This window comes from Rohdeia mirabilis (assembly GCA_007750655.1).
Classification (GTDB): domain Bacteria; phylum Planctomycetota; class UBA1135; order UBA1135.
Genome location: CP036290.1, coordinates 1068741 through 1091239, shown reverse-complemented (window position 1 = coordinate 1091239; position 22499 = coordinate 1068741). Strand labels below are relative to the sequence as shown.

Annotated in this window: 14 protein-coding genes; 6 read left to right on the top strand and 8 right to left on the bottom strand. The window is 71.0% G+C overall.

What is annotated here, in order from left to right:
* Positions 1-205 precede the first annotated feature (205 nt).
* A complete protein-coding gene (locus Pla163_RS18685) occupies positions 206-1192 on the bottom strand; it encodes a hypothetical protein (RefSeq protein ID WP_419186304.1) in 987 nt (328 codons plus the stop codon).
* 148 nt (positions 1193-1340) lie between these two features.
* Here Pla163_RS18685 and queG point away from each other — a divergent pair, with 148 nt between their 5' ends.
* Both queG and Pla163_RS04000 read left to right on the top strand, forming a co-directional pair.
* The gene (queG, locus tag Pla163_RS18680) at positions 1341-2471 is read left to right on the top strand and encodes a tRNA epoxyqueuosine(34) reductase QueG (protein ID WP_419186303.1); all 1131 of its coding nucleotides are present in this window, start codon (positions 1341-1343) and stop codon (positions 2469-2471) included.
* A 543-nt stretch (positions 2472-3014) separates the two neighbouring features.
* Positions 3015-3233: a hypothetical protein gene (locus tag Pla163_RS04000; protein WP_145183925.1), complete on the top strand. Its 219-nt coding sequence runs from the start codon at positions 3015-3017 to the stop codon at positions 3231-3233.
* Positions 3234-3380: 147 nt separating this feature from the next.
* On the opposite strand, the gene Pla163_RS03995 is transcribed toward Pla163_RS04000, so the two are convergent.
* From Pla163_RS03995 to Pla163_RS03970, 6 genes are all read right to left on the bottom strand, one after another.
* The gene (locus Pla163_RS03995; RefSeq protein WP_145183922.1) at positions 3381-4859 is read right to left on the bottom strand and encodes a DUF1501 domain-containing protein; all 1479 of its coding nucleotides are present in this window, start codon (positions 4857-4859) and stop codon (positions 3381-3383) included.
* Positions 4860-4872: 13 nt separating this feature from the next.
* The gene (locus Pla163_RS03990) at positions 4873-9411 is read right to left on the bottom strand and encodes a PSD1 and planctomycete cytochrome C domain-containing protein (RefSeq protein WP_419186302.1); all 4539 of its coding nucleotides are present in this window, start codon (positions 9409-9411) and stop codon (positions 4873-4875) included.
* A 405-nt stretch (positions 9412-9816) separates the two neighbouring features.
* Positions 9817-11040: a tetratricopeptide repeat protein gene (locus Pla163_RS03985; protein WP_145183916.1), complete on the bottom strand. Its 1224-nt coding sequence runs from the start codon at positions 11038-11040 to the stop codon at positions 9817-9819.
* Entirely contained in the window at positions 11037-12809 is a 1773-nt protein-coding gene (locus tag Pla163_RS03980; RefSeq protein WP_145183913.1) for a CRTAC1 family protein, read from the bottom strand. The genes Pla163_RS03985 and Pla163_RS03980 overlap by 4 nt, the downstream gene beginning before the upstream one ends.
* Before the next feature lie 100 nt (positions 12810-12909).
* Positions 12910-14490 carry an FG-GAP repeat domain-containing protein gene (locus Pla163_RS03975; protein ID WP_145183911.1) on the bottom strand — a complete coding sequence of 527 codons (1581 nt, stop codon included), beginning with the start codon at positions 14488-14490 and terminating at the stop codon, positions 12910-12912.
* 180 nt (positions 14491-14670) lie between these two features.
* Positions 14671-16608 carry an FG-GAP repeat domain-containing protein gene (locus Pla163_RS03970; protein ID WP_145183908.1) on the bottom strand — a complete coding sequence of 646 codons (1938 nt, stop codon included), beginning with the start codon at positions 16606-16608 and terminating at the stop codon, positions 14671-14673.
* A gap of 785 nt (positions 16609-17393) precedes the next feature.
* Between Pla163_RS03970 and Pla163_RS03965 the strand changes: the two genes are divergently transcribed.
* The 4 genes from Pla163_RS03965 (at position 17394) to Pla163_RS03950 (ending at position 21284) form a co-directional block, all read left to right on the top strand.
* Complete coding sequence (locus tag Pla163_RS03965) at positions 17394-18086, top strand: thiamine phosphate synthase (RefSeq protein ID WP_145183906.1); 693 nt, start codon at positions 17394-17396, stop codon at positions 18084-18086.
* Positions 18087-18134: 48 nt separating this feature from the next.
* Positions 18135-19355 (top strand): TIGR03087 family PEP-CTERM/XrtA system glycosyltransferase, encoded by a 1221-nt coding sequence (locus Pla163_RS03960; RefSeq protein WP_145183903.1) that lies wholly within the window; start codon positions 18135-18137, stop codon positions 19353-19355.
* Positions 19356-19731: 376 nt separating this feature from the next.
* On the top strand, positions 19732-20421 hold the full coding sequence (locus Pla163_RS03955; protein WP_419186301.1) for a class I SAM-dependent methyltransferase: 690 nt from the start codon (positions 19732-19734) through the stop codon (positions 20419-20421).
* 143 nt (positions 20422-20564) lie between these two features.
* Positions 20565-21284, top strand: coding sequence for an antibiotic biosynthesis monooxygenase family protein (locus Pla163_RS03950; RefSeq protein ID WP_145183895.1), 720 nt, complete (start codon positions 20565-20567; stop codon positions 21282-21284).
* Here the strand turns inward: Pla163_RS03950 and queA are convergent.
* Entirely contained in the window at positions 21281-22411 is a 1131-nt protein-coding gene (gene queA, locus Pla163_RS03945) for a tRNA preQ1(34) S-adenosylmethionine ribosyltransferase-isomerase QueA (RefSeq protein ID WP_145183893.1), read from the bottom strand. The genes Pla163_RS03950 and queA overlap by 4 nt on opposite strands.
* Positions 22412-22499: the final 88 nt, after the last annotated feature.

Sequence of the window (22499 nt, the reverse complement as noted above, 5' to 3'; positions counted from 1 at the left end):
GGTAACCGCTGCCATGCACGGGGCGCTCGCATCCCCGCTCCTGGGGCCCAGGGGCCCGATTCGGGCCCAGCGCGAGCTCGAGAATTCGCTCGCGTCGCCCCCGGGGCGCCGCGGGCGTCGGTTCACCGCGACGGACGCGGGCCGAGCGCGTCGCTCGACGCAGCCAGCGGCGGCCCCGTTCGCTCGGCCCGAGCCGAGCCCGCCGTCACTCGACGGTGAAGCGCTCCGGGTCGATCTCGGCGTTCACGAGGTAGTCCGAGAACTCCCAGCGCATCAGCGGCTCGCTCTGGCGGTTGCGGAAGAGGAGCGTGCTGGGCAGCTGGAGCCCTTCGTAGGGGGCGTACCCGCTGATCTCGAGCTTGCTGGTGAGCCGCTGGGAGTTCGCGTCGTACAGGTCGTAGCGGTCGACCAGGTGCGTGGTCGGGTTCAGGTACAGCCGGTACAGCTTGTCCGAGTTGATGCCCCCGAAGAACTGGGCCACCACGGTCTCGTACTCCACGCCGCCGCGGCGCGCGGGTCCGTCGTAGGCCCCGCGCAACTGGCGCGTTCCGAGGCCGATCAGAATGTCGAACTGACCTGCGAGCGTGGTGATGTCGGCGATGATCGAATCACGCGATTCGGCGACCACGGTGCGCTTCTGCCCGTCGAGCAGGAGGTAGACCTCGGTGACCGCCTCGGTGATGGTGACGATCTTCGTGGTGGTGTGTTCGCGGCCGTTCACCTCGACGTCCTCGTCCATGCGCAGGCTGCGGTCGGCGCCCGAGAACGAGGACTGGAAGTGGATCGGGGCCTTGCGGACCTCCTCGTACTGGACGGGCTCGTCGCTCCCGGGGGCCTGGGGCAGAGGGCGCAGCTCGACCGGGGTCACCGTGAACTGGAGGCTCGTGAACTTCTCGAGGGCCTCGGCGCCTCCGTGGGCTTCCAGCAGGGCCTCCCCGAGGAGATCGGCCTTGGACTTGGAGCTGATGTCCTGGACCGAGGGCTTCTTGACGGGTGCGTCGTCCTTGGGTGCCGGCGCCGGCTCCTGGCGGGCCGAGCTCACCCCCGTCGCGGGCGCTCCGAACGCCGCGCCGAGCGCCGCTGCCCACCCGCCGCAGGAGGTCGAGGACCCCTCGAGCGCGGACCAGGGGCTGGCGGTGGCCACGGGAAGCAGGGCGAGGAGAGCGAGCGGGAGAGTCGGGATGAGTCGCATGGGAGGAATGGAGTGCGCGGGCGTTCGACCCGTCATTCTATGTCGTCGGCGGCGCCGGTTCGGTTCCCAACGAGAATCGTCGGTTCCGGGCGGCGACCGCCCGATCTCGGCCGGACGTTCCAGCATCCGGCGCGCGAGGACCCCTTCGGTGAACAACGATCGAACCACCCAGGCGTTGGTCGAGGCGGCGCTCGAGCTGGGCTTCGACCTGGCCGGCGTCGCCCCGCTCGCCCCGCCTCCCGACGCCCAGCGCTTCCGCGACTGGCTCGCCGCGGGGAACCACGGGCACATGGACTGGCTCGAACGCCAGGCCGACCGGATCGCCGATCCCCGCCGCGTCCTGCCCGAGGGCACCGCCATCCTCGTGGTGGGGCTGGGGCACGCCCGGGCCCCCGGGACCCTGGCCGACGGAGGGCGCGTGGCGCGCTACGCCCTGGGACGTGACTACCACAACGTGGTGGGCAAGAAGCTGCGCCGGCTCGCGCGTCGCCTCCGCGGCAGCCTCGGGGTGGGCCGCGTGCGCTCGATCGTGGACGCGGGGCCGGTGCTCGAGCGCTCCCACGGCGCCGTGGCCGGCCTGGGCTTCCCGTCGAAGGCCGCCAACCTCCTCCATCGTCGGTTCGGACCCTGGTTCTTCCTCGGCGAGCTCCTGGTGGAGATCGAGGGCTACGAACCCGAGCCGGCCGCGCCGGCCCTCGGCTCGTGCGGTACCTGCACCGCGTGCATCGACGCCTGCCCCACCGCCGCCATCACGGCCCCGGGCCAGGTCGACGCCCGGCGCTGCATCAGCTACCACACGATCGAGAGCCCCGAACTGGCGCCGCGCGACCTGCGGGTGGACATGGGTCGGTGGGCGTTCGGCTGCGACGTGTGCTCGGAGGTCTGCCCCTTCGGCCATCGCGCCCCCGACGGTGCCGCCACCTTCGGCGAGCACCCGGGGCTGGCGGGGGCGCGACTCGCGGACTGGCTCGAACTGGACGAAGAGCAGGCGCGGGCGCAGTTCGAGGGCTCGCCCCTGCGCCGTCCCGGGGCTGCGGGACTGGCCCGCAACGCCGCCATCGCCCTGGGCAACGGCCCCGACGAGGCGGGTCGGGAGGCGCTCCTGCGCGCACTCGAGCGGCACCCGGCCCCGATGGTCCGCGAGGCGGCCGCCTGGGCCCTGGCCCACGGGCACGGCGCGGACCACGGCGTGCGGGCCGCCCTGGAGCGGGCCCTGGCGCGGGAGAGCGACCCGGCGCAGCGGGCGGGGCTGGAGGCCGACCTGGACGGCGCGGACTGACCCGCGCCGCCCGAACGTCGCGCGGATTCGACATCGGGAGGCACCTTTCGGGCCCCGCGGGGGAGGTGGGGCCGCACGGGGGGGGCCAGGCGGCAAATTCGGTCCAAGCAACCCCCAAAGAGGCATCGACTTAGGCAGTTGTCGAACCAATTCGACACACGATGTCCATTCCCTTCGACGTAGGAAGCCGCTGGAAGGAGCTGTGTCGCGCGCTGTCGAGATCTCTCGACGACCGAGCGCAATCGACCGACACCACGAGGTTTGCAGCGTGCCGAGCTGCCCTCCGCCCCCCCCCTCGCACCGCCCTACGCCCCCTGGAGCCGTCCTCGGCCCCCCGCGGGTGTCGATCCAGATCGACAGGCGGTCCGAGCCGACGCGGCGCCCGCTCGGCCCGACAGGCTCACTCAAGCCCTGCACCTCCAGTCACTTCGGACGCTTCGGAGAGGCCGTGAACCCCACTTGGCCCCCCCGTTGCTCCCTACCCAGTGCCGCCGGAACGACCGCCGGCGACGAACCGAGACCGAGACCAGAGGGGACGAGAACGTGGAAAAGACCGACTACTACAACGACCTGAAGTGGTGCGACTGCTGTGGCGACTACCAGCGCTACCTCAAGAGCCTCGACCACTCCTACTGCGTCGATTGCGGCTCCATCGTCCGCCTGTTCAACGAGGGCGATTGGGAGGCCTTCAACGAGCAGATGCGCTCCTCCAAGCCCAAAGGTGGGAGGCCGCGCAAGAAGCGCTCGGCCGAGAGCGCCTGAGACTCGGGTTCCCGCCGGAACCAGTCGAAGATCACCCCTGGAGGGACCCACGGCACGGTGGATCCCTCTGGATTGAAGGTCGGGGTCGAACCCGATCACGCGGGGCCCGGGATCCCTCCCGGGCCCCGCACCCATTCCAGGCCCGGTTCAGACCTCGCCGCGCGGCTCGGCCGCCGGACCGAGTTCCGGTTCGAGCGGGCGCGGAGCCCCGGCCAGCATCTCGGGCACGACGCGCCCGGACACGTCGGTGAGCCGGAAGTCGCGGCCCTGGTGACGCCGGGTCAGCTTCAGGTGGTCGATGCCCAGGCAGTGCAGGAGCGTGGCCTGGATGTCGTGGACGTGGACCGGGAAGTCCACCGTGTCCCAGCCCCAGTCGTCCGTGGTGCCCAGCGTCGCACCGCGCGCCATGCCGCCCCCGGCCAGCCACATGGAGCCGACGCGGTTGTTGTGGTCCCGGCCGTAGCTCTCGCGGGTCAGACGCCCTTCGCAGTAGGGCGTGCGGCCGAACTCGCCGGCGAAGACGACGATCGTGTCGTCGAGCAACCCGCTGTTCTTCAGGTCGGTGAGCAGCGCCCCGATCGGCTTGTCCGTGACCTCGCACTTCTCCTTCAGGCTCTTCGGCAGGCCGCCGTGGTGGTCCCAACCGCGGTCGCAGAGTTGGACGAAGCGCACGCCGCGCTCGAGCAGGCGCCGCGCCATGAGGCAGTTGTTGGCGAAGCTCGGCTTCTGCGGGTTCGCGCCGTAGCGCTCGATCGTGTCCTCGGACTCGGTGGAGAGGTCGGTCAGCTCCGGCACCGACAGCTGCATCTTCGCGGCCATCTCGTAGGTGTTGATGCGCGTGTGCACGTCCGGGTCGCCGGTGCGTTCGGCCTCGAGCTCGTTGAGGCGTTCGAGACCCTCGAGCAGGCCCTTGCGGTGCTCGCGCTCGACGCCGTCGGGGTTCGACAGGTAGAGCACCGCGTCGCCCGAGCTGCGGAACGGCACGCCCTGGTAGCGCCCGGGCAGGAAGCCGCTCCCCCACAGGCGCGAGTGCAGCCCCTGGTCGTCGCGCGAACTGCCCGAGACGAGCACCGTGAACTCGGGCAGGTTCTCGCACTCCGAACCCAGCGCGTAGGTGACCCACGAACCCATCGAAGGGCGTCCGAGCAACTGCGACCCGGTGAAGAAGAACGTCGTGGCGGTCTCGTGGATGACCGTGTCCGTCTGCATCGAACGCACGAGCGTCAGGTCGTCCGCGTGCTGGGCGAGGCCGGGCACGAGTTCGGAAAGCTCCATGCCGCACTCGCCGTGACGGGCGAACTCGAAGGGCGAGCCCACGATCGGGAGCGCGCCCTGGAGCACCGTCACCTCGGTGATGCGCTTGCCCTGACGCACCGAGTCGGGCAACTGCTCGCCGCGGCGCTCGTTGAGCAGCGGCTTGTTGTCGAACAGCTCGAACTGGCTCGGGCCGCCGGACATGAACAGGACCAGCACGCGCTTGGCCGTGGCCGGGTGGTGCTGGATGGCGAGCGCGTCGTCCACGCTGGCGAACGCGGTGCGGCCCAGGAGCGATCCGAGGCCGAGACTGCCGGCCCCCATCAGCGAGGACCGGATGAACGCACGGCGATTCGGTTGGAAGGGATTCATGGCGTGCGTGGGCTCAGCGTTTGTGGATCGTGGAATCGAGATTGAGCAGGACCGTTCCGAGAGCCGTCCAGGTCGCGAGCTCGATCGGCTCGAGACTCTCGTCCGGATCCTTCGAGCCGATCTTGATCAGCTTCTTCGCAGCCTTCTCGTCCGCCGTGTAGACCGCCAGCTGGTCGGCGTGGATCTGCAGCAGGATCGTGAGCTCCTCGTCCGTCGGCATGCGCGACGTGCACAGCCGGAAACCGAAGGCCAGACGCCCGGCCGTGCTCGTTCCGCCGTCGAGGATCATCCGCTGTCCGAGGAAGCGCGCGGCCTCGACGTAGACCGGATCGTTCAGGAGAACGAGCGACTGCAACGGCGTGGTCGTCTCGGAGCGTTCGACCGCGCAGGTCAGTCGGGCGGGCGCGTCGAACGCCTCGAACGACGGATAGAGCGTCGCGCGCTTCCAGTAGACGTAGATGCCGCGGCGGTAGAGCGCGTCGCCCTTGTCGGGCTTGTAGCTCTGGAACATCGACTGAGCGCGCCACAGGCCCTTCGGTTGGACCGGTTTGACGCTCTCGCCGCCGATCTCGCTGACGAGCAGGCCACTGACGCTGAGCGCGTTGTCGCGAATCATCTCGGCCGACAGGCGCCCGCGCGGTGCGCGCGCGAGGAGCACGTTGTCCGGGTCGCGTTCCAGGTGCCGGGCGGTGATGCGCGACGACTGCTGGTAGGTGGCCGACGTGACGATCGTGCGGTGCAGCGCCTTCACGTCCCAACCGCTCTCGACGAACTCGGCCGCGAGCCAATCGAGCAGGCGCGGGTGGCTCGGCAGTGCGCCGCGCACGCCGAAGTCCCCGGGCGTCGAGACGAGCGGGCGTCCGAAGTGTTGTTGCCACGCTCGGTTCACCGCGACGCGCGCGGTCAGCGGATGCTCGCCGGAGACCAGCCAACGGGCCAGACCGAGGCGATCCTCGGGCGCGCCTTCGGGCAACGGCGGCAGAACGGCAGGAACGCCGGCGGTGACGAGTGCGCCCTTGCGGTCGTACTCGCCGCGCAGGAGGACGTGCGTCTCGCGCGGCGTCTCGCGCTCGCGCATGACCATGACGGACGGCAGCTGCCGCTCCATCGCGGAGACCTCGCGGCGAGCGAGTTGCAGCTCCTCGTAGAGCTCGCGGCCTTCGTCGGAGACGTGGCGGCGGAACCACTCGCGGACCCAACCGCGACGGGCGCGGGCCGGCGACTCGGAACTCTCACCGCCGCCGAAGAACGAGAACTCGTCGTCCTCCTCCTGCGGAGCCTCGTCCACGGGCTCGGCGGCGATCGACGCGCTATCGGCCTCCGCCGTGAGGATCGCGCGTTCGACCTCGTACGGCGCCACGTCGCTGCCCATGGCCTGGAACTGCAGCGTCGCGCGGGCGCCGGTGCGCCCCGTGACGAGCTTGACGACCAGCTCGTGCTCGCCGGCGGTGAGCGCGAAGCGGAACGTCTCGTACTCGGTCAGATCGCCGCGGTCGAACTGGAACGCGCCATCGTCCTCTTCGGCTTCGCCGTCGTCCTCGTCGCCCGATTTCTCGTCGCCCGACTTCTCGGAGGCGTCGCCCGCCTCCTCGGCCACCTCGGGGGCGCGCTCGAAGATCTGCTCGCCGTCGAGCCAGATCGTCATCGCGTCCGCGCCGGTGAAGCGCAGAGCGACCTCGCGATCCACCGTGGGCGCGAACGTGCGGTGCAGGTAGTACGCGCTGTAGCGGCCCGAGAGTCGGATGCTGCCGTCCGTGCGCCAGTCGCGCTTCTCCTCCCAGCCGAGCTTGTCCTCGTCCTGCCCCCGTCCGCGTCGCGAGCTGGTGCCGCTGTCGTCGGAGGACGGCTCGGGCTTCGGGTCGGGCTTCTCTTCGGTCGCGGCCGCGGGCTTCGCGTCGGGCTCGTCGCCCGAGGGCTTCGAGATCGGCGCGGCGTCGCCGGTCGCATCAGGCGTCGGCGCTTCCGCGGGAGCCATCGCGGACTCGCGAGCGGGCGCCGCAGAACGGTCGCGCGTCGCGCTCCGGGCCTTCTTCGCCGCGGCCAGCTGCATCGCGAACGCGAGGCCCGACCCGGCGACCGGGGTGTCGCGGTCGGCGGCGACCGAGCGCGCTCCTTCGAGCGTGTCGGCGACCGTCACGTTCGCCTCCGCCGTGGCCAGGTCGCGGGTCCTCGTCGCCGCGCTCACCGCCTCCTCGCGGAGGAAGTCCGTGTCGCGGATCAAGTGCTCGAGGATGTCCTCGTCGACGGTGCTCCCGTCGAGCACCACGCCGTCCGACCGGACGTCTTCGAACACGATGCCCGAGGCCTCGACACTCGGGCCCTGCACGACCTCGTGGCGTTCGGCGTCGACGTTCCGTCCGTCCGAAGCAGCGTCCGAGGAGCGTTCGGCCTCGGACGGCGCGGCTTCGCGAGGTGCCGCGTCGCTCGCGGGCACAGCCCCTGCGGCTTCGGCCTCGGCCGCCGCCTCGGCTGCTTCTTCGGCCGCCTTCTCGGCCGCCTTCTTCGCCTCGCGCTCCTCCTTCTGGAGCGCCTTCACGTCGATCGGGTCGTAGCGCTCCTCGAAATCGAACCCGTCCTCGGACGCGATGCGTTCCTGCGGCGGGTAGACGGTCGTGTGCGCGTTCGAAGCACTCGTGGCCGCGAACGGTCCGACCGCACGCCAGACGCTCGGGCGCAGCGGGACGCGCCGCTCGAGAACGCGCTCGTCGGCGGTGAACGAGAGGCGGAAGCGGCCGAGGGTCTGGTTGTACGAGCGCGACGCGGACTGGTCGACGCGGAAGCGAATCACGTCCGGGTCCTTCAGCTCGAGCGGCTCCTCGAGGACGAACACGCCGTCCTGGACCTCGCCCGCGAACGATTTCGGCACCGACCAACCGTTGCGGTCACTGCCGTCGACGGCGCCGTCCGCCGAAGAACGCGATCCACCGACCGACGACTCGCCGAGGATGAACTCGAGCTGGTCGCCGTCGTCCCCTTCGAGGATCGAGCGCACGTGGACCTCGAGTTCCGACAGGTTGAACGTGCCGTCCATGGAACGGCCCGACCGGCCCTCGGGGAAGGACTCGTCGGGCAGTGCCTCGAGACGCAGCGCGACGATGCGCGCCGCCCCGGGCCGCGCGACGACGTGGTAGACGTCCGACGACGGACTCGGGCCGCTGGCGAGGATCGAACCGTCCTCGAGCACGTTCAGGAACGCGCCGTTCTGCGAGAGCAGACCGACCGGCTCGACCGTCGTCCACTCCACGTCGTCGAGCTGCGCCGCGCGTTCGGCCTCCCACGCGGCCTGATCGGCGTCGCGCGCCTCGTCGTCGGCCTCGAAGTAGGCCTCGAGTTCCTCGATCCGCGCGTTCAGCGTCGCGAGTCGTTCGCGCGTCTCGCCCTCGGCCACGACCATGCGCGGCGCCGAGTTCCCGAAGCTCGAGCCCACGTCCGACTCGGCGACGTTGTTGAAGAAGGCGAAGACGCGGTAGTAGTCCTCGTGGCTGATCGGGTCGTACTTGTGGTCGTGGCACTGGGCACAGCCCATCGTCAGACCCATGAACACCGTCGACGTCGTGTTGACGCGATCCACCACGTAGGCCGTTCGGTACTCGTCCTTCTCTGCGCCGAACTTGGTGTAGATGAAGTGGTTCCGGTTGAAGCCGGTGGCGATCTTCTGAGCGTCCGTGGCGTCGGGCAACAGGTCGCCGGCCAGCTGCTCGACGACGAACTCGTCGTAGGGCTTGTTCGAGTTGAACGCGTCGATGACCCAGTCGCGCCACTTCCACATGCTGCGCGGGCCGTCCTTGCCGTCACCGTCGCTGTCGGCGTAGCGCGAGAGGTCCAGCCAGTCCTGGGTCTGGCGTTCGCCGTAGGCCTCGGACGCGAGCAGGCGGTCGACGACGCGCTCGTAGGCGCCCGGTTCCGTGTCGGCGAGGAAGGCGTCCAACTCCGCCGGCGTCGGGGGCAGTCCGGTCAGGTCGAACGTGACGCGGCGCAGGAGGCTCGCCCGATCCGCGCGCGGCGAAGGCGCGAGTCCCGCCGCGTCGAGTTGGGCCAGGACGAACGCATCGACCGGCGACACGCTGCCGTGCGCTGCGTCGACGGCGGGCGGCTGCGGTCGCTCGACGGGCTCGAACGCCCAGTGACCCGACCACTGCGCACCCTGCTCGATCCAGCGGCGCAAGAGTTCCACGTGCTCGGGTGCAACGGTCTTGCCGAAGAGCGGCGGCGGCATCGCGTCGAGCGGATCGGTGATCCGCAGCAGCAGCTCGCTCGCTCCGGGATCGCCGGGGACGACGGGGGCGTAGCCACCGCGATCGCCGAAGAGTCCCTCGCGCGTGTCGAGTCGCAGATCGGCGGCGCGCGTCTCGGCGTCCGGCCCGTGGCAGGCGAAACAGGTGTCCGCCAGGATCGGACGGATCTCGCGCTCGAAGTCGATCGACCGTTCGGCCTCCGCCGGCGTACCGAGCGGTGCGCTCGCGGGGGCGTCGTCCTCGGCGGCGGACAGCGCGGTGCCGAGAGCCACCAGGGCCAGCAGCGACGAACCGGCGTGAACGAGAGCGGCGGGCACGAACGGAGCGCGCACGCACCGCCCCTGGGGGTGGGGCCGGGGATCGGACATCGGGGAGGCTGGGTGGGGACGCGAAGGCGCGACCCTTGCGGTCGCGCACCTTCGGAAGGCTGGTGGGAACCGGAGCCTGCGCCCGGGCAGTGGCGCCATTCGAAGATAGCAGGGGCCGCGAAGACTCGCTGGATCGCGGTCCGCGCGCGCGCTTCGCCGTCGCGAGTCCGCTCCTCGTCGAGCGCTTCCCGAGCTCGAGCGCCCGTCCACTCGCGGTCCGATGCGTGTGGCACGGCCGTTCGCTGCCACGCCCGGCTCCACCCCGAGCTCGCCCGCCGCGGCCCCGGGGCCCGTGCGCCCGTGCGTTGCGGACCGCGCGAGGCCTGGACGGCGCGGCGCGGACGCCGCCCCACCTCAGTCCCCGTCCGCGTCGCTCAGCCGGCGCCAGCGTTCCCCGGCCTCGATCTGTCGGCGGCGGTCGCGGGTCTGTGCGAAGTACTGCTCGAGTCGCTTCCAGGCCCGCGCGTCCTCGGCGCCATCGATCTCGAGAGCGCGCGCGGCGACGGCAGCTCCCTCGCGGTCGCCGATGTCCCACAGGACCTCGAGCGCGAAGAGTCGGAAGTCGACCGCGCCCACTTCGTCCGGGCGCGTGCGTTCGGCGACGGACAGTGCGTCACGAGCCGTTTCGACGTCGCGCGTCGAGCGGCACAGCTGCGCCAACTCGATCGCCAGGCCGTAGGGGTCGCGCTCGAACGGGATGCGGCCCTCGAGTCGACGCACTTCCTGGGTCAACGCGTCGAGTTCGCGCCAGCGCTCGCGACGGGCTTCGGCCTCGTCGTCGCGCTCGAGCTCGAACAGACAGCGCGACTGCAGGAACAGCGGACGCGGTTCGTGCGGCGCGAGGGCCTGGGCTCGTTCGGCGAGGTGGAGCGCGGCGGCGAACTCCTCCTCCTCGAACAGGAGCTGCGCCTTCCAGATCAGCGTCTCGTAGTGGTCGGGCTCGCGAGCGAGCGTCGCGTCGAGCAGTTCGAGCGCCGCTTCGACGTCGCCCAATCGCCACAGCGCGAGCGCCAGACCGCGAACGGCGCCGGGGCTGTCCGTGCCTGCGGCGATGACGCGCTGGTAGTGGTCGCGCGCGGCTTCGTAGTCGCCGAGGCTGTAGTGGCAGTGCCCCAGGACCTGGGTGCGCGCCAACTGGTCGGGCGCGACCTCGACGAAGCGTTCGAGCGCGACCGCCGCGTCTCCGTAGCGACGCAGCCTGAAGAGCGCGGTCCCCAGGACGATCAACGCGGGCGGGAAGTCCGGCGCGATCTCGAGCGTTCCGTAGAGCTCGTTCAACGTCGCGCGGTAGTCGCGCAGCTGGTACAGAGCTTCGGCCAGAGCCTGACGATCGCGCAGCGACTGGGGAATCAGATCGCCCGCGCCCTCGTCGCTCGCGAGCTTCGCGAACAGCCCGTCCCAGTGGCCGGGTTCGGCGCGCGGGAGCTCGCTCGGACGGCGCTCGAACGGATCGTCGGGCGCCGGCACTTCGACCGTCGCGCGCTCCGGCGCCCGCTCGCGCTGGGCGTCGCTCGGCGGCGCCTCCTGGCTCGCCGCGCCGAGCGCGAACACCAGAACGATGGATCCGATGGCGCTCATCGCCCGCCCTCCGTTCCGGTCGTCGCGCCGTTCGCGGCATCCGGCGCCGACGCGGGAACGACCAAGCGGTGCACCTGGCCCGCCGCCAGACCTTCGAAGCGGCGCGTGCGACCGTCGGGCAGTCGGACGCTGACGCTGTCGACGCGCTCGGCACGCCCGAGACCGAAGTGCGCCCGCGCGGGAACGGCGGCCTGGAAGCCCGAACTCGTGCGGATCTCCGCCGCGCTGCGTCGTTCACCCACCGCGATCTCGACGCGCGCGCCGAGTCCGTCGCGATTGCCGCCCTCCACGTCGAGAACGAAGGCGATCCAGCGATTCTCGTTCGCCGTGGTGTTCTCGTGGATCTGGATCGCGCCCTCGACCTGGGTGGCGACCACGTCGATGTCGCCGTCGCCGTCGAGGTCCGCGAACGCGCCGCCGCGGCTCACGAGGTCCGGCCCCGAGGACAGGCTCCGCTCGTCGAAGATGCCGTCTCCGTTGTTCACGAAGAGCTGATCGGGCTGGGCGTAGGTCGTGTCGGTGCCGGGCGAATCGGCCTGCGGGTAGACGTGTCCGTTCAGCACGAACAGGTCGAGATCGCCATCGAGCTCGACGTCGAACATCCCCGTCCCCCACCCGAGCAACTGCATGCTGGGTCCGCCGACTCCGGCACTGTGCGAGCGATCGGAGAAGCGCGGCGCGCGGCCGGTCTTCGAAGCGCGCGACTGGTACAGAGCGTTGTTCTCGCCCGAGAAGTTGGTGACGAACAGATCGGGGAGGCCGTCCTCGTTCACGTCGCCGCACGCGATGCCCATGCCGGCCTGTTCCTTCCCGTTGCTGTCGAGATCGACGCCGCGGCGGAACCCGACTTCGAGGAACGTTCCGTCGCCCTGGTTCTCCCACAGGAAGTTCGGGGTCGAGTCGTTGGTGACGTACACGTCGGTGTCGCCGTCGCCGTCGTAGTCCAGTGTCGTGACGCCCAGCCCGAAGCCGGCGTTCTCGGGCCGGAAACCCGCCTCCGAGGTGACGTCGGAGAACGTGCCGTCGCCGTTCCCGCGGTAGAGCTGGTCGTGCACGGCGGTGAGGCCCTCCGGCCCGCACATGACGGGCAGGCCCTTCCACTTGCACTCGCCCGACTCCCGCGAGCTGATCTCGTCGCGCCGGAACGACAGGTAGTTCACGACGACGAGGTCGAGGTTCCCGTCGAGGTCGTGGTCGAGCAGCGCGGCGCTGGTCCCCCAGCGCTTGCCGTTCAGCCCGCTGCCCTCGGTCGCGTCGCGGAAGCCGGTGCCGCCCGCGTTGAGGAACACCTGGTCGGCGCCCCAGTTCGTCACCACCAGGTCCAGGTGCCCGTCGTTGTCGAGGTCGCCCGCCGTGCCCCCCATGCCCCAGCGTCCGGGGGTGAGCGCGAACGCCTCGGGCGCGGCGCCGAAGTGCGCGGCGCCGTCGTTGAGGAAAAGGCGCGCCGCGTCGCCCGGTTCGCCGGCCTCCGCGCGTTCGATGGTCGAGCCGCTGACGACGACCAGGTCCACCGAACCGCTGCCGTCGAAGTCGCCGAGGACCACGCCGCTGCCGTTGACCTCGAGGATGTAGTTCTTGAGCGGACTCCCGCAGCGCGTCCGCACCGGCTGGCCGTCGACCACGAGGTCTCGACGGACGAACGTGGGCGCCGGAACCGCCGCGGAGGTCGCGGCCGCGGCGCCTCCGCCGTCCTGGAGCGAGTGCGAAGTGGCGGCAACCGTGGCGCCGACGGTGGCGCCGACGGCGGCGAAGAGCGTGGTCGAGAGCATGGGTGCGAAGATCCTAGTCGGTCCGACGCGCGAGTCGACCGAGGGCTTCGCGGAGGCTCGACGGGACCCGCGTGCGGCGGACGGGAGCGGCGCCGCGCGCTCAGTCGCCCGAGGAGATCCCCTCGCTCACGAGCCGCACCGACGTGCGATTGCCGGCGGCGTCGGTGAAGACGACATCGAGGCGCGGTCCGTGGCCGGCACCGTCCGCTCGCGAACCAGGCACGGCGACGCGCCACAGGCCGCCCCCCATGCGCGTCACGCTCGCCGCGCCGCGTTCGCCGCCCGCGAACCTGAAGGTTCCTTCGGCGGTGACCCAGTCGTTGCCGTCGTCGCTGACCTGGTCGCGGACGCGGACGTGCGCGACCCACTCGTCGCTCGCGCGCCGGTAGCTGGCGCCACCTTCCCGCACCGCCTCGACCACGGGCGCGCGCGTGTCGCGCGGACCGCGCCCCATGTACACGCGATTGCGGAACTGGCGCGGATCGCCCTCGCCCTGGGCCGTGACGAGGTCGTAGCGGCCGTCGCCGTCGAGGTCGACCACCGTCAGGTCCATCGTCGGGTCCTCGAGGCCGGGAACGATCGGCTCGACGGCCGTGAAGACGAAATCGCCGTCGTTGCGCAGCCACTTCTCCACGCCGGCCAGCGACCCCACCACCACGTCGTAGTCGCCGTCCACGTCCCAGTCGAAGAGCGCGAGCTCGTTGTCGTCGAGCTCGCCGACGGTGCCGCGCGCCTCGAACCGGAACTCGCCCGGACCACCCACGTTCTCCGCGGCGCCCTCGGAGTAGTCGTCGAGACTCACGAAGAACAGGTCGAGGTCCGCGTCGTCGTCGAGGTCACCCACTTCGATCTCGTAGACGTTCTTCGAACCGTTGCAGAGCAGCTCGCTGACGTCCTCGAAGCGTCCGGTCCCGTCGTTGCGCGCTACGTAGTGGAACGGACCCTCGCGCTCGGCGCGGCACGGGATCAGGAGGTCGAGGTCGAAGTCGCCGTCCAGGTCGGCGAACTGAACGTCCACGTGGGCGTTCTTCGCGGGCAGTGGCAGCAGGTCGGCGCGCTCGGTGAAACGGCCGTCGCCCGCGTTCAGGAACAGGTGCGGAACGCCGCCCTCGCCGAACAGGAGGTTCTCGCCCGAGTCGCACAGGACGAGGTCGAGATCACCGTCGTCGTCCACGTCGCCGAACTGGCCGGAGCCGCTGTTGTAGGCCTCGGTGAAGCCGCGCTCGGCGCTCTCGAGGTCGAAGTAGCCCGGTTCGGCGGCGCCGCGGTTGTGGAACAGCGAGGGCGGGTCGGTGTTGAACGCGTTGCAGAACAGCGCGTCGATCCAGCCATCCCCGTCGACGTCGCCGGTGATGACCATCTTCGCGTGCGAGGCGTGCAGGCCGAGACGGAGCACGCTCTCGTTGCTGAACGCCGCGGCCGCCTCGTCCATGCGGTTGACGACCAGCTGGTTCTGCTGCTTCGGACCCGGACGCACGAACGCGGGACCGTCCGCGAAGAACAGGTCCATGTCGCCGTCGCGGTCCACGTCCGCCGCCTCGACGCCTTCGGTCCAGCGGTCGAGCGGGAGTTCGTCCGCGAGCAGTTCGAAGTGCGGTCGCCCCCGTTCGGCGGGCGGAACGTCGGACGCGTCCGGATCGAACGAACCCAGGGACGAACAACCGCCGACGGTGAGAGCCACGAGGGCCCCCGCCGTCGGCGGTACGAGCGAACGCGAGCGACGCCACGCGTTCGAGTGGAGCCCCCGGTTCGAGGGCGGCGCAGCGGTCGGAACGGCGGTCGGTCGGCGGCCTGTGAGCATGCTCAGCACGCTACCACGGCTGCTCCGACCGACGCCGTCACCGTCACCGTCCGACGACGGTCAGTTGCAGATGCCGATCTCGACGCCGTTCGACAGGGCCACGCCACCGACCACGCTCGGGTCGGGGATCGCGGCCTGGAAGTTCAGCACCGCTCCGATCAGGCTCGGGTTGTTCGGCAGGTGCCAGGTCGAGGTCGCCGTGGAGCCGACGACGGGCGTGACCACCAGGGTGTAGTAGTTCGCCAGGTCGAGCAGACCGGTACCGCCTGCGAAGGGGTACGAGTCGCGACCGAAGGCCACGATCGTCGCGACGGCCGGTTGACCCGGCGCGGTCACGACCACGTCGAAGCCGGACCCGGGTGCGGTGCTTCCGATCGCGTCCATGACGAGCACGTTCGCGCCGCCGGCCGCGAGGCCGTAGGGCACGATGCCGCAGACCGGACCGAGCGGGACGACCTGAACGCCGGTCGTGGTGCTGTTCCCGGCCCAGTCGGTGAACGTCAGCGTGTAGTTCAGCGTGAGACCCGCGCCCTCGGCGGTGTCGTCCATGGCGAAGCGCCACAGTCCACCGGCCATGCGCGTGGCGGTTCCGGCGGTGTTCGGCGTACTCCCGGCGGCCGTGGTGACGAAGTAGTCGACCGAAGCCGAGACCCAGTCGTGCCCGTCGTCCATCACTTGGTCGCGAACCTGCGCACGCACGACCCAGGGGCCGTTCGCGGGCTGGACGCCGATCGATTCGATCGCGCTGACGACCGGAGCCAGCGTGTCCGCCGATCCGGTGTTCAGGTAAATCTTGTTCTGGAACTGGCCGGGGTTGCTCTCGCCCTGGGCCGTGACGATGTCGTAGTCGCCGTCGTTGTCGAAGTCTGCGATACCGAGATCCAGCGTGGAGTCCGAGATCGACGTGAAATCGCTCGAGACGGTGCTGAACGACAGGTTGCCGTTGTTGCGGAACAGCTTCTCCGAGCTGCCGAGCGACCCGATCGCGATGTCGTAGTCACCGTCGTTGTCGAAGTCGATGAGGCCGACCTCGTTGTCGTCGGAGCCACTCAGGGTGCTGCCCGAAGAGAACCCGAGCGAGCCCGTGTTCAGGTTGTTGCGGACGCTGCCCTCCGCGAAGCCGCTGAGGCTGACGAAGAACAGGTCGAGGTCCGAGTCGTTGTCCAGGTCGCCGACCTCGGCCTCGTAGACGTTGGTGCTGGTGCCGGGCAGGAGGTTCGAGACGTCCGTGAACGTGCCGGTCCCGTCGTTCAGCATGAGGTAGTGGTTGCCGCCCGAGTTGCTCGCGCGATTCGCACCGAAGAAGTCCAGGTCGAAGTCGCCGTCGATGTCGACGAGCTGGACGTCCATGTGGGCCTTCTTGGTCGGTGCGCCGAGAGCGGCCGCGTTCTCCGTGAAGATGCCGGACCCGTCGTTGAAGAACAGGTGCGGCTTGTCGCCACTGCCGCCCAGGAAGCTCGATCCGGAGTCGCACAGGATCAGGTCCAGGTCGCCGTCGTTGTCGAGGTCGCCGAACTGGCCGGAGGCCGAGCTGTAGGCCGTCGAGAATCCGGCCTGGACCCCGCGCTCGACGAAGATGCCGGGGCCCGAGCTTCCGCGGTTCACGTAGAGGAACGGGCGGTCGGTGTTGAACGCGTTGCAGAACATCGCGTCGATCCAGCCATCGCCGTTGACGTCGCCCGAGATGGCCATCTTGGCGTTGGACGAATTGGTGCCGAGCCGCAGCACGCTCTCGTCGGCCCACGTGTTGGGCGTGACCTCGAGCTTGTTGATGTACAGCCGGTTCTGACGCTTCGTCCCGGCGGACGAGAACCCGTCACCGTCGGCGAAGAACAGGTCGATGTCGCCGTCGTTGTCGACGTCGGCGGGTTCGACGCCTTCCGTCCAGACCGAGCCCGGGAGCGCGTTCGAGGAGTGGACGAACTGCTGGGCGAAGAGCGGCGCGGGCACGAATGCGCCGACGACGGCGGCCGTGAGGGCCGGAGCGAATCGGGTCATGGATGGGATCTGGTCGATTCAGCGGGGGCACGAAACGTGCCCACCGCCCGGTGATGGGGGACCGGAGGAGGACGGGGAAGCGTACCTCCGAGGTGCCACGGGGGACGGGGCGCCGGATCCAAGGCCGTGCGAGCGGCCCCTTTGGAGTGGGGAAGGTCCCGGACCGTTCGGGGTTCGGGGGGGGGCGTTCGGGTCGCGGGACCACGGGCCCGGCCGTCGCCCTCCGCCGGGCCGGCCGCTCGTCGGAACGCGCGAGCATTCGCGAACCGCTGCGAACTCGGGCCGTCGAAGGTCCATCGGCGCCGTCGAGAACGCGAACCGTCTCGCGACTCCGCGCGACGGCGAGAGCCGACCGAGGTGCGGCGGTCGAACCTGTCACCACGAGTGGCGCGAGTCGCTCCGTCGAGGCGTTCCGGCGTTCCGCACGAGATGCGCCGCCAGGCTCGGCAGCCCCGACTCGCCCGTCTGGACGAGCACTGGGCCGCGAGTCCGTCGAGGAGGCGAGACGCGAAGGTGCGGCCGTACGGGGCGAGGCCGGAACGAAGGAAGTCCGCGCGCCAAGGGAGTGGATCGCGCAACTCGTGGTGCGATTCGCGCGTTCGAGGCGCTCCGGCGCTCCGAACGGGATGCGCTGCGTGGCACAGGCGACCCGCCCGCTCTTCGATGAGTATCGGGCTCTCGAGTCATGGAAGAGGCCCGACGCTGCGGTGCGCCCGTTGGGGGCGGTGTCGGTGCGAAGCAGGTCGGGGCGTCGATGGACCGGATCGGGGCACTAGAGTGTCCGCGTGCCGACGACCATCGACCGAGCCGCTGCACGCGCACGCGAACGCCTCCCCCACGCGCGCCTGATGGGCATCTTCACGCCCGAGCTGTTGCCGGAGGGCGAGGCGCTCGAACGCCTGCTCGCGGCGGCTCCCGAGCTCGACCTGGTCCAGGTGCGCGTGAAGTCGCCCGGACGACGGAGCGGTCCCGCGCCCGCGCGAGCGCTCCTCGAGTGGTGCGAGCGGGCGCTCGACGCGCTCGACTCGATCCCCGACCCCTGTCCGCTGATCGTCAACGACCGGCCCGACGTAGCGCGGGCGCTCGCGGGTCGCTGCGCGGGTGTCCACGTCGGGCAGGACGACACGCCGAGCAGCCTGGTCCGCCGAGTCCTGGGCCGCGAACCGGTGATCGGCCTGTCGACCCACGACGCGGCGCAGGTCGTCCTCGCGTGCGAGGAGCCGGCGGTGGACTACCTCGGCTTCGGCCCGATCTTCGCGACGGCCACCAAGGGCTACGAACGCGGCCTCGGACCCGAGCGCGCGTGGTCGGCCGCGGCCGGCGCGGACCAACTCCCCCTCTTCCCCATCGGCGGCATCGAGATCTGCAACGCGCTGGAACTCGATCGCGTCGGACGCGCCGCCGTAGGGGCGGCCGTGTTCGCCGCGGACGATCCGAGGTCGGCGGCACGCGAACTGAGGCACCTGCTCGGAACTTGAGTCCGGGCGACGCGGGCCCCGGCCGCTCGCGCTGGGTACTCTCCCAGCGTGCGCATCCTCTACCTCGCCCAACGCGTCCCCTATCCGCCCGATCGCGGGGACAAGATCTCGAGCTGGCACCACATCGAGCGCCTCGCCCGCGATCACCAGGTCACGGTCGCCGCGTTCGCCCACGACCAGGCCGATCGCGAGGCCGCCGCGGAACTCAACGGGCGCGGCATCGAGACCCACACGGTCGACCTCGGTTCGGCGACTCTCCGACAGCTGCGCTCGCTGGTGTGGCTGCCGACGCCGCGCCCGCTCACGCTGAGCTTCTACGGCTCGCGCGCGCTCCAGAAGGTCGTCGACCGCCTGGCCGCCAAGAACGACGTGGGCATGGCGTTCTCGTCGTCGATGGGCAAGTTCCTGATGCCCCACAGCGACCTCGCGCGCGTCATCGTCTTCGCCGAACTCGACTCGGACAAGTGGCGCCAGTACGCCGAGTTCCAGAGCTGGCCGAAGTCGTGGATCTACGCGCGCGAGCACCGGACGCTCTTCCGCTTCGAGAGCGCGTTGGCGCGCATGGCCGATCACAACGTGCTGGTGACGAGCCTCGAGGAACGGATCTTCAACCAGCTCATCCCCGGCGCTCCGTCGGTCGTCGTCCGCAACGGCGTGGACCTCGAGCACTACCAGCCCGACGGCACGCCCGAGCCCGGCCACCTGGTCTTCGTCGGCGTGATGGACTACTACCCGAACGTCCAGGGCTGCGTGTGGTTCGTCGAGAACGTGCTGCCACGCCTGCGCGAGCGCCATCCGAACGTGCACCTGTCGATCGTCGGAGCGCGCCCGAACGCGACGGTCCTCGCGCTCGGCTCCCACCCCGGCGTCGAAGTGACGGGCCGCGTCGACGACCCGCGCGACTGGCTGCGCCGGGCCCAGGTCTCGGTCGCGCCGCTGCACATCGCGCGCGGCATCCAGAACAAGGTGCTCGAGGCCATGGCGATGGGCCTGCCCGTGGTCGCCACGACCAACGCCACCCAGGGCGTCGGTGGCCGCGACGGCGACCACTACCTGGTCGTCGACGACGTGGACGGCCAGGTGGCGGCGATCTCGGGGCTGCTCGAGGATCCGGAACGCGCCGTCGAACTCGGCCGCGCGGGACGCACGTTCGTCGAACGCACCTGCGACTGGGAGCGCACGCTCAAGCCCCTCGACACGATCATCCAGGACTTCTCGGGGCACGCCGAGCGCCGGTCCGCGCGCGAGATGCAGCGCCGCTACGTCTGACGGGGCGGGCGCTGGGTGAACCGGTGCCGCGCGGTGAGCACGGTGGTGCGACGTGCGCCCGGTGCCCGTGAGCGCGGTGCCCGTGAGCGCGGTGCCCGTGAGCGCGGTGCCGATGAGCGCGGTGCTGCGAAGTCGGTGCGACGGTCGAGGCCCGTGCCGAACGTCCGGCGCGGCGAGCGCGCGGCGCGCGTCGCTCGGTCCGAGGAGCCCCGCACCAACGACCCGGCGCCGTGGGCCCGGCACAGCGTCCCGTGCCCCACTCGCTCGGTGTGGCGTCGGCTTCGACGAGCACTCCGCGCGCGCGTCCGGTCCCCCGCCGCGCCGGTTCGCAGCCCTCGGCTCGACATCCGGGCCGAGGCCGCTACCCTCGCCCGCCATGAGCTCCGAACGCATCAGCGCCGTCTTCGACGAATGGGCCAAGGGTGGCCGCGACGCCTCCATGGAACACGGCCACAAGGACGTGGTCGAACAGGTCGTGGGGCGCCTCGCGATCGGCCCGGGCCAGCAGATCCTCGACCTGGGCTGCGGGAACGGCTGGGCCACGCGCCTGCTCGCCAAATCCGCCGCCGGCACGGGCGCCGTGGGTGTCGACGCCTCGCCCGCCATGATCGCGCGGGCCGAGGAGCTGCACTCCTTCACCATCCGCGCGCGCTACGAGGTCATGCCCTTCCACGCGCTCGACCTGAAGGACGGCCAGTTCGACCGCGCCTTCTCGATGGAAGCGATCTACTACGCGCCCGACGTGGACGCCGCCCTGAGCGAGGTCGCGCGCGTCGTCAAGTCGGGCGGACGCATCGACCTCCTGCTCGACTTCTACGAGGGACGCCCGGGTGTCGAAGGCTGGCCCGAAGGCGTCGGCCTTCCGATGCACAGCGCGAGCGAGGAGCGCTGGCTCGAGCAGCTCGCCGCGGCGGGTTTCGTCGACCCCAGCGCGGAGCGCGTGGTGGACCGCCGCGGTCCGGGCGAGGAAGCGGAGTTCGAACCCAGCCGCTGGTACCCGACCTGGCAGGACCGCGTCGCGTTCCACGAGGCCGGCACCCTGTGGCTGAGCGCGGCGCGGGGTTGAGCCGGACGTCCGCGGTGCACGTCGCGAGGACGAGCACCCGCGGAGCGGGCGGACGACACGCCCCGAAAGACTCGACGCACAACGCATCGAGTCACCCATTGGACCTGCAAGACGTGAGCTGAGGTCGATCGACGATGGCGAGCATGAAGAACGAGCGAGCCGCAGTGCCTTCCGCCGACGCGCTCGGTCGTGAGGCCGCGGTCGAACCTGCGCGGCATTCTGGGAAGAAGGCTGCTCGGCCAGCTGGACGCGAGCGCGCCGGCGAGCTGCACGGGCGCCGCTCGAACGAGAGGACGCACGCGGACGCCTCCGACGAACTCGACGAACTCGGGGCCGGAGCAGACGGTGCGGATGCAGGGGCTCTCGATGCGCGTGCGTCGGACGGGCCGACCGCGAACGCTGCCGCTCACGCGAACGCTCCGGTCGATGCCGCTGTCGACACCGCAGCCACCGCGGCTCTCGAACCCGGCCCTCCTCGCGTCGAACCGCCCTACTGGGCCGTCATCTTCGTGTCGAAGCTGCGCGATCCGGCGCCCGGCTACGAGCGCGCCGCCCAGGCCATGTTCGAACTCGTGTCGGACCAGCCGGGCTACCTCGGCGTGGAGATGGCGCGCGACGCGAACGGACTCGGCATCACGATCAGCTACTGGCGCGCGCCCGAGGACTTCGAACGTTGGCGCGACCACGCCCAACACGCCGCGACTCGCGAGCTGGGCCGCGAGCGCTGGTACGAGCACTACGAACTGCGCTGGGCCCGCGTCGAACGGCAGGTCAGCTGGAGCGACGCACCCTTGCGGGACGCGCACTCGGACGAGGCTCGCGGCGCGACGCGAGCTGGCTCCGACGCCGACGCGCCCGCCTAGGGCAGGATCAGCATCCCGTCGCCGAACGAGTAGAAGCGGTAGCGCTGCTCGACGGCTTCGCGGTACAGCGCGAGCGTCCGCTCCGTCCCCACCAGAGCCGCGACCAGCATGAGCAGCGTGCTCCTCGGCAGGTGGAAGTTCGTGAGCAGCCCGTCGACCACATCGAGTCCGGCGCGCTCGGGCGCAGCGGGGTGGATGAACAGGTCCGTGGCACCGGAGCCGATCCGCGGCAGGCCCGAGGCGTCGCGCGCGGCCACGAGCGTCCGCACGACCGTCGTCCCCACGGCGACGACCCGTCCGCCGGCGGCTCGCGTGCGCTCGATCGCGTCCCGCGTCGCGCCTGGCACGTCGTAGCGCTCGGAGTGCATCGGATGGTCGCCCAGGTCCTCGACGTCGACCGGTCGGAACGTCCCCGGGCCGACGTGCAAGGTGACGGAAGCGCGTTCGATGCCGCGCCCCGCGAGTCGGGCGAGCAGAGCGTCGGACAGGTGCAGGCCCGCCGTGGGCGCGGCGACGGCCCCCAAGCGATCGGCGTAGACCGTCTGGTAGCGCCGTGCATCCTCGTCGTCGGGCCCCTGCGCACGCTCGACGTACGGCGGCAGCGGCACGTCGCCGATCCGCTCGACCAGCGCCTCGTCGTCGCGCGGAACCTCGCCGTCCGCATCCAAGAGTTCGAGCGTCCAGTGCGGACCCGGCCCGCCGTCCGCGCGCTGCTCCCGTTCGATGGCGACGAGCTGGGCGACGGGCGTGTCCGCGACGCCTGACTCGACGACGAGTCGCTCCCCCACCTTCAGACGCGAAGCCGGACGGCACAGCGCCGACCACAGCGAACGCGATCCGACCGCTCCACCCGCGACGAGATCGCCCAACCGTTCGACGAGCAGGCACTCGACGCGCCCGCCGCTCGTGCGGCGGGCGGCGAGGCGCGCGCGACGGACGCGGGTGTCGTTGACGACGATCAGATCGCCGGGTTCGAGCAGCTGCGGCAGGTCGGCGACGGTCGCGTGCTGTGCCCGGTCGGGACTCGAGAGCCGATGCACGAGCAGACGCGCGTCCTCGCGCCGGGCGGCGGGAGACTGCGCGATCAGCTCGTCCGGGAGCTCGTAGTCGAAGTGGGACAGCTTCATCGTCGATGCGCGTCGCGGGTGAGCGAGCAGGTGTGGCGCGGTGCCCGCGAGGTGCGCGGCGAGGGGCCGCGTGGCGCGGGTGCACGGA

Bases quoted from the DNA above. Each gene is read 5' to 3' on its own strand.
- Pla163_RS18685 (WP_419186304.1), bottom strand. From the start codon at position 1,192: ATGCGACTCATCCCGACTCTCCCGCTCGCTCTCCTCGCCCTGCTTCCC.
- Pla163_RS03995 (WP_145183922.1), bottom strand. From the start codon at position 4,859: ATGAATCCCTTCCAACCGAATCGCCGTGCGTTCATCCGGTCCTCGCTG.
- Pla163_RS03985 (WP_145183916.1), bottom strand. From the start codon at position 11,040: ATGAGCGCCATCGGATCCATCGTTCTGGTGTTCGCGCTCGGCGCGGCG.
- Pla163_RS03980 (WP_145183913.1), bottom strand. From the start codon at position 12,809: ATGCTCTCGACCACGCTCTTCGCCGCCGTCGGCGCCACCGTCGGCGCC.
- Pla163_RS03970 (WP_145183908.1), bottom strand. From the start codon at position 16,608: ATGACCCGATTCGCTCCGGCCCTCACGGCCGCCGTCGTCGGCGCATTC.
- Pla163_RS03955 (WP_419186301.1), top strand. From the start codon at position 19,732: ATGAGCTCCGAACGCATCAGCGCCGTCTTCGACGAATGGGCCAAGGGT.
- Pla163_RS03950 (WP_145183895.1), top strand. From the start codon at position 20,565: ATGAAGAACGAGCGAGCCGCAGTGCCTTCCGCCGACGCGCTCGGTCGT.
- queA (WP_145183893.1), bottom strand. From the start codon at position 22,411: ATGAAGCTGTCCCACTTCGACTACGAGCTCCCGGACGAGCTGATCGCG.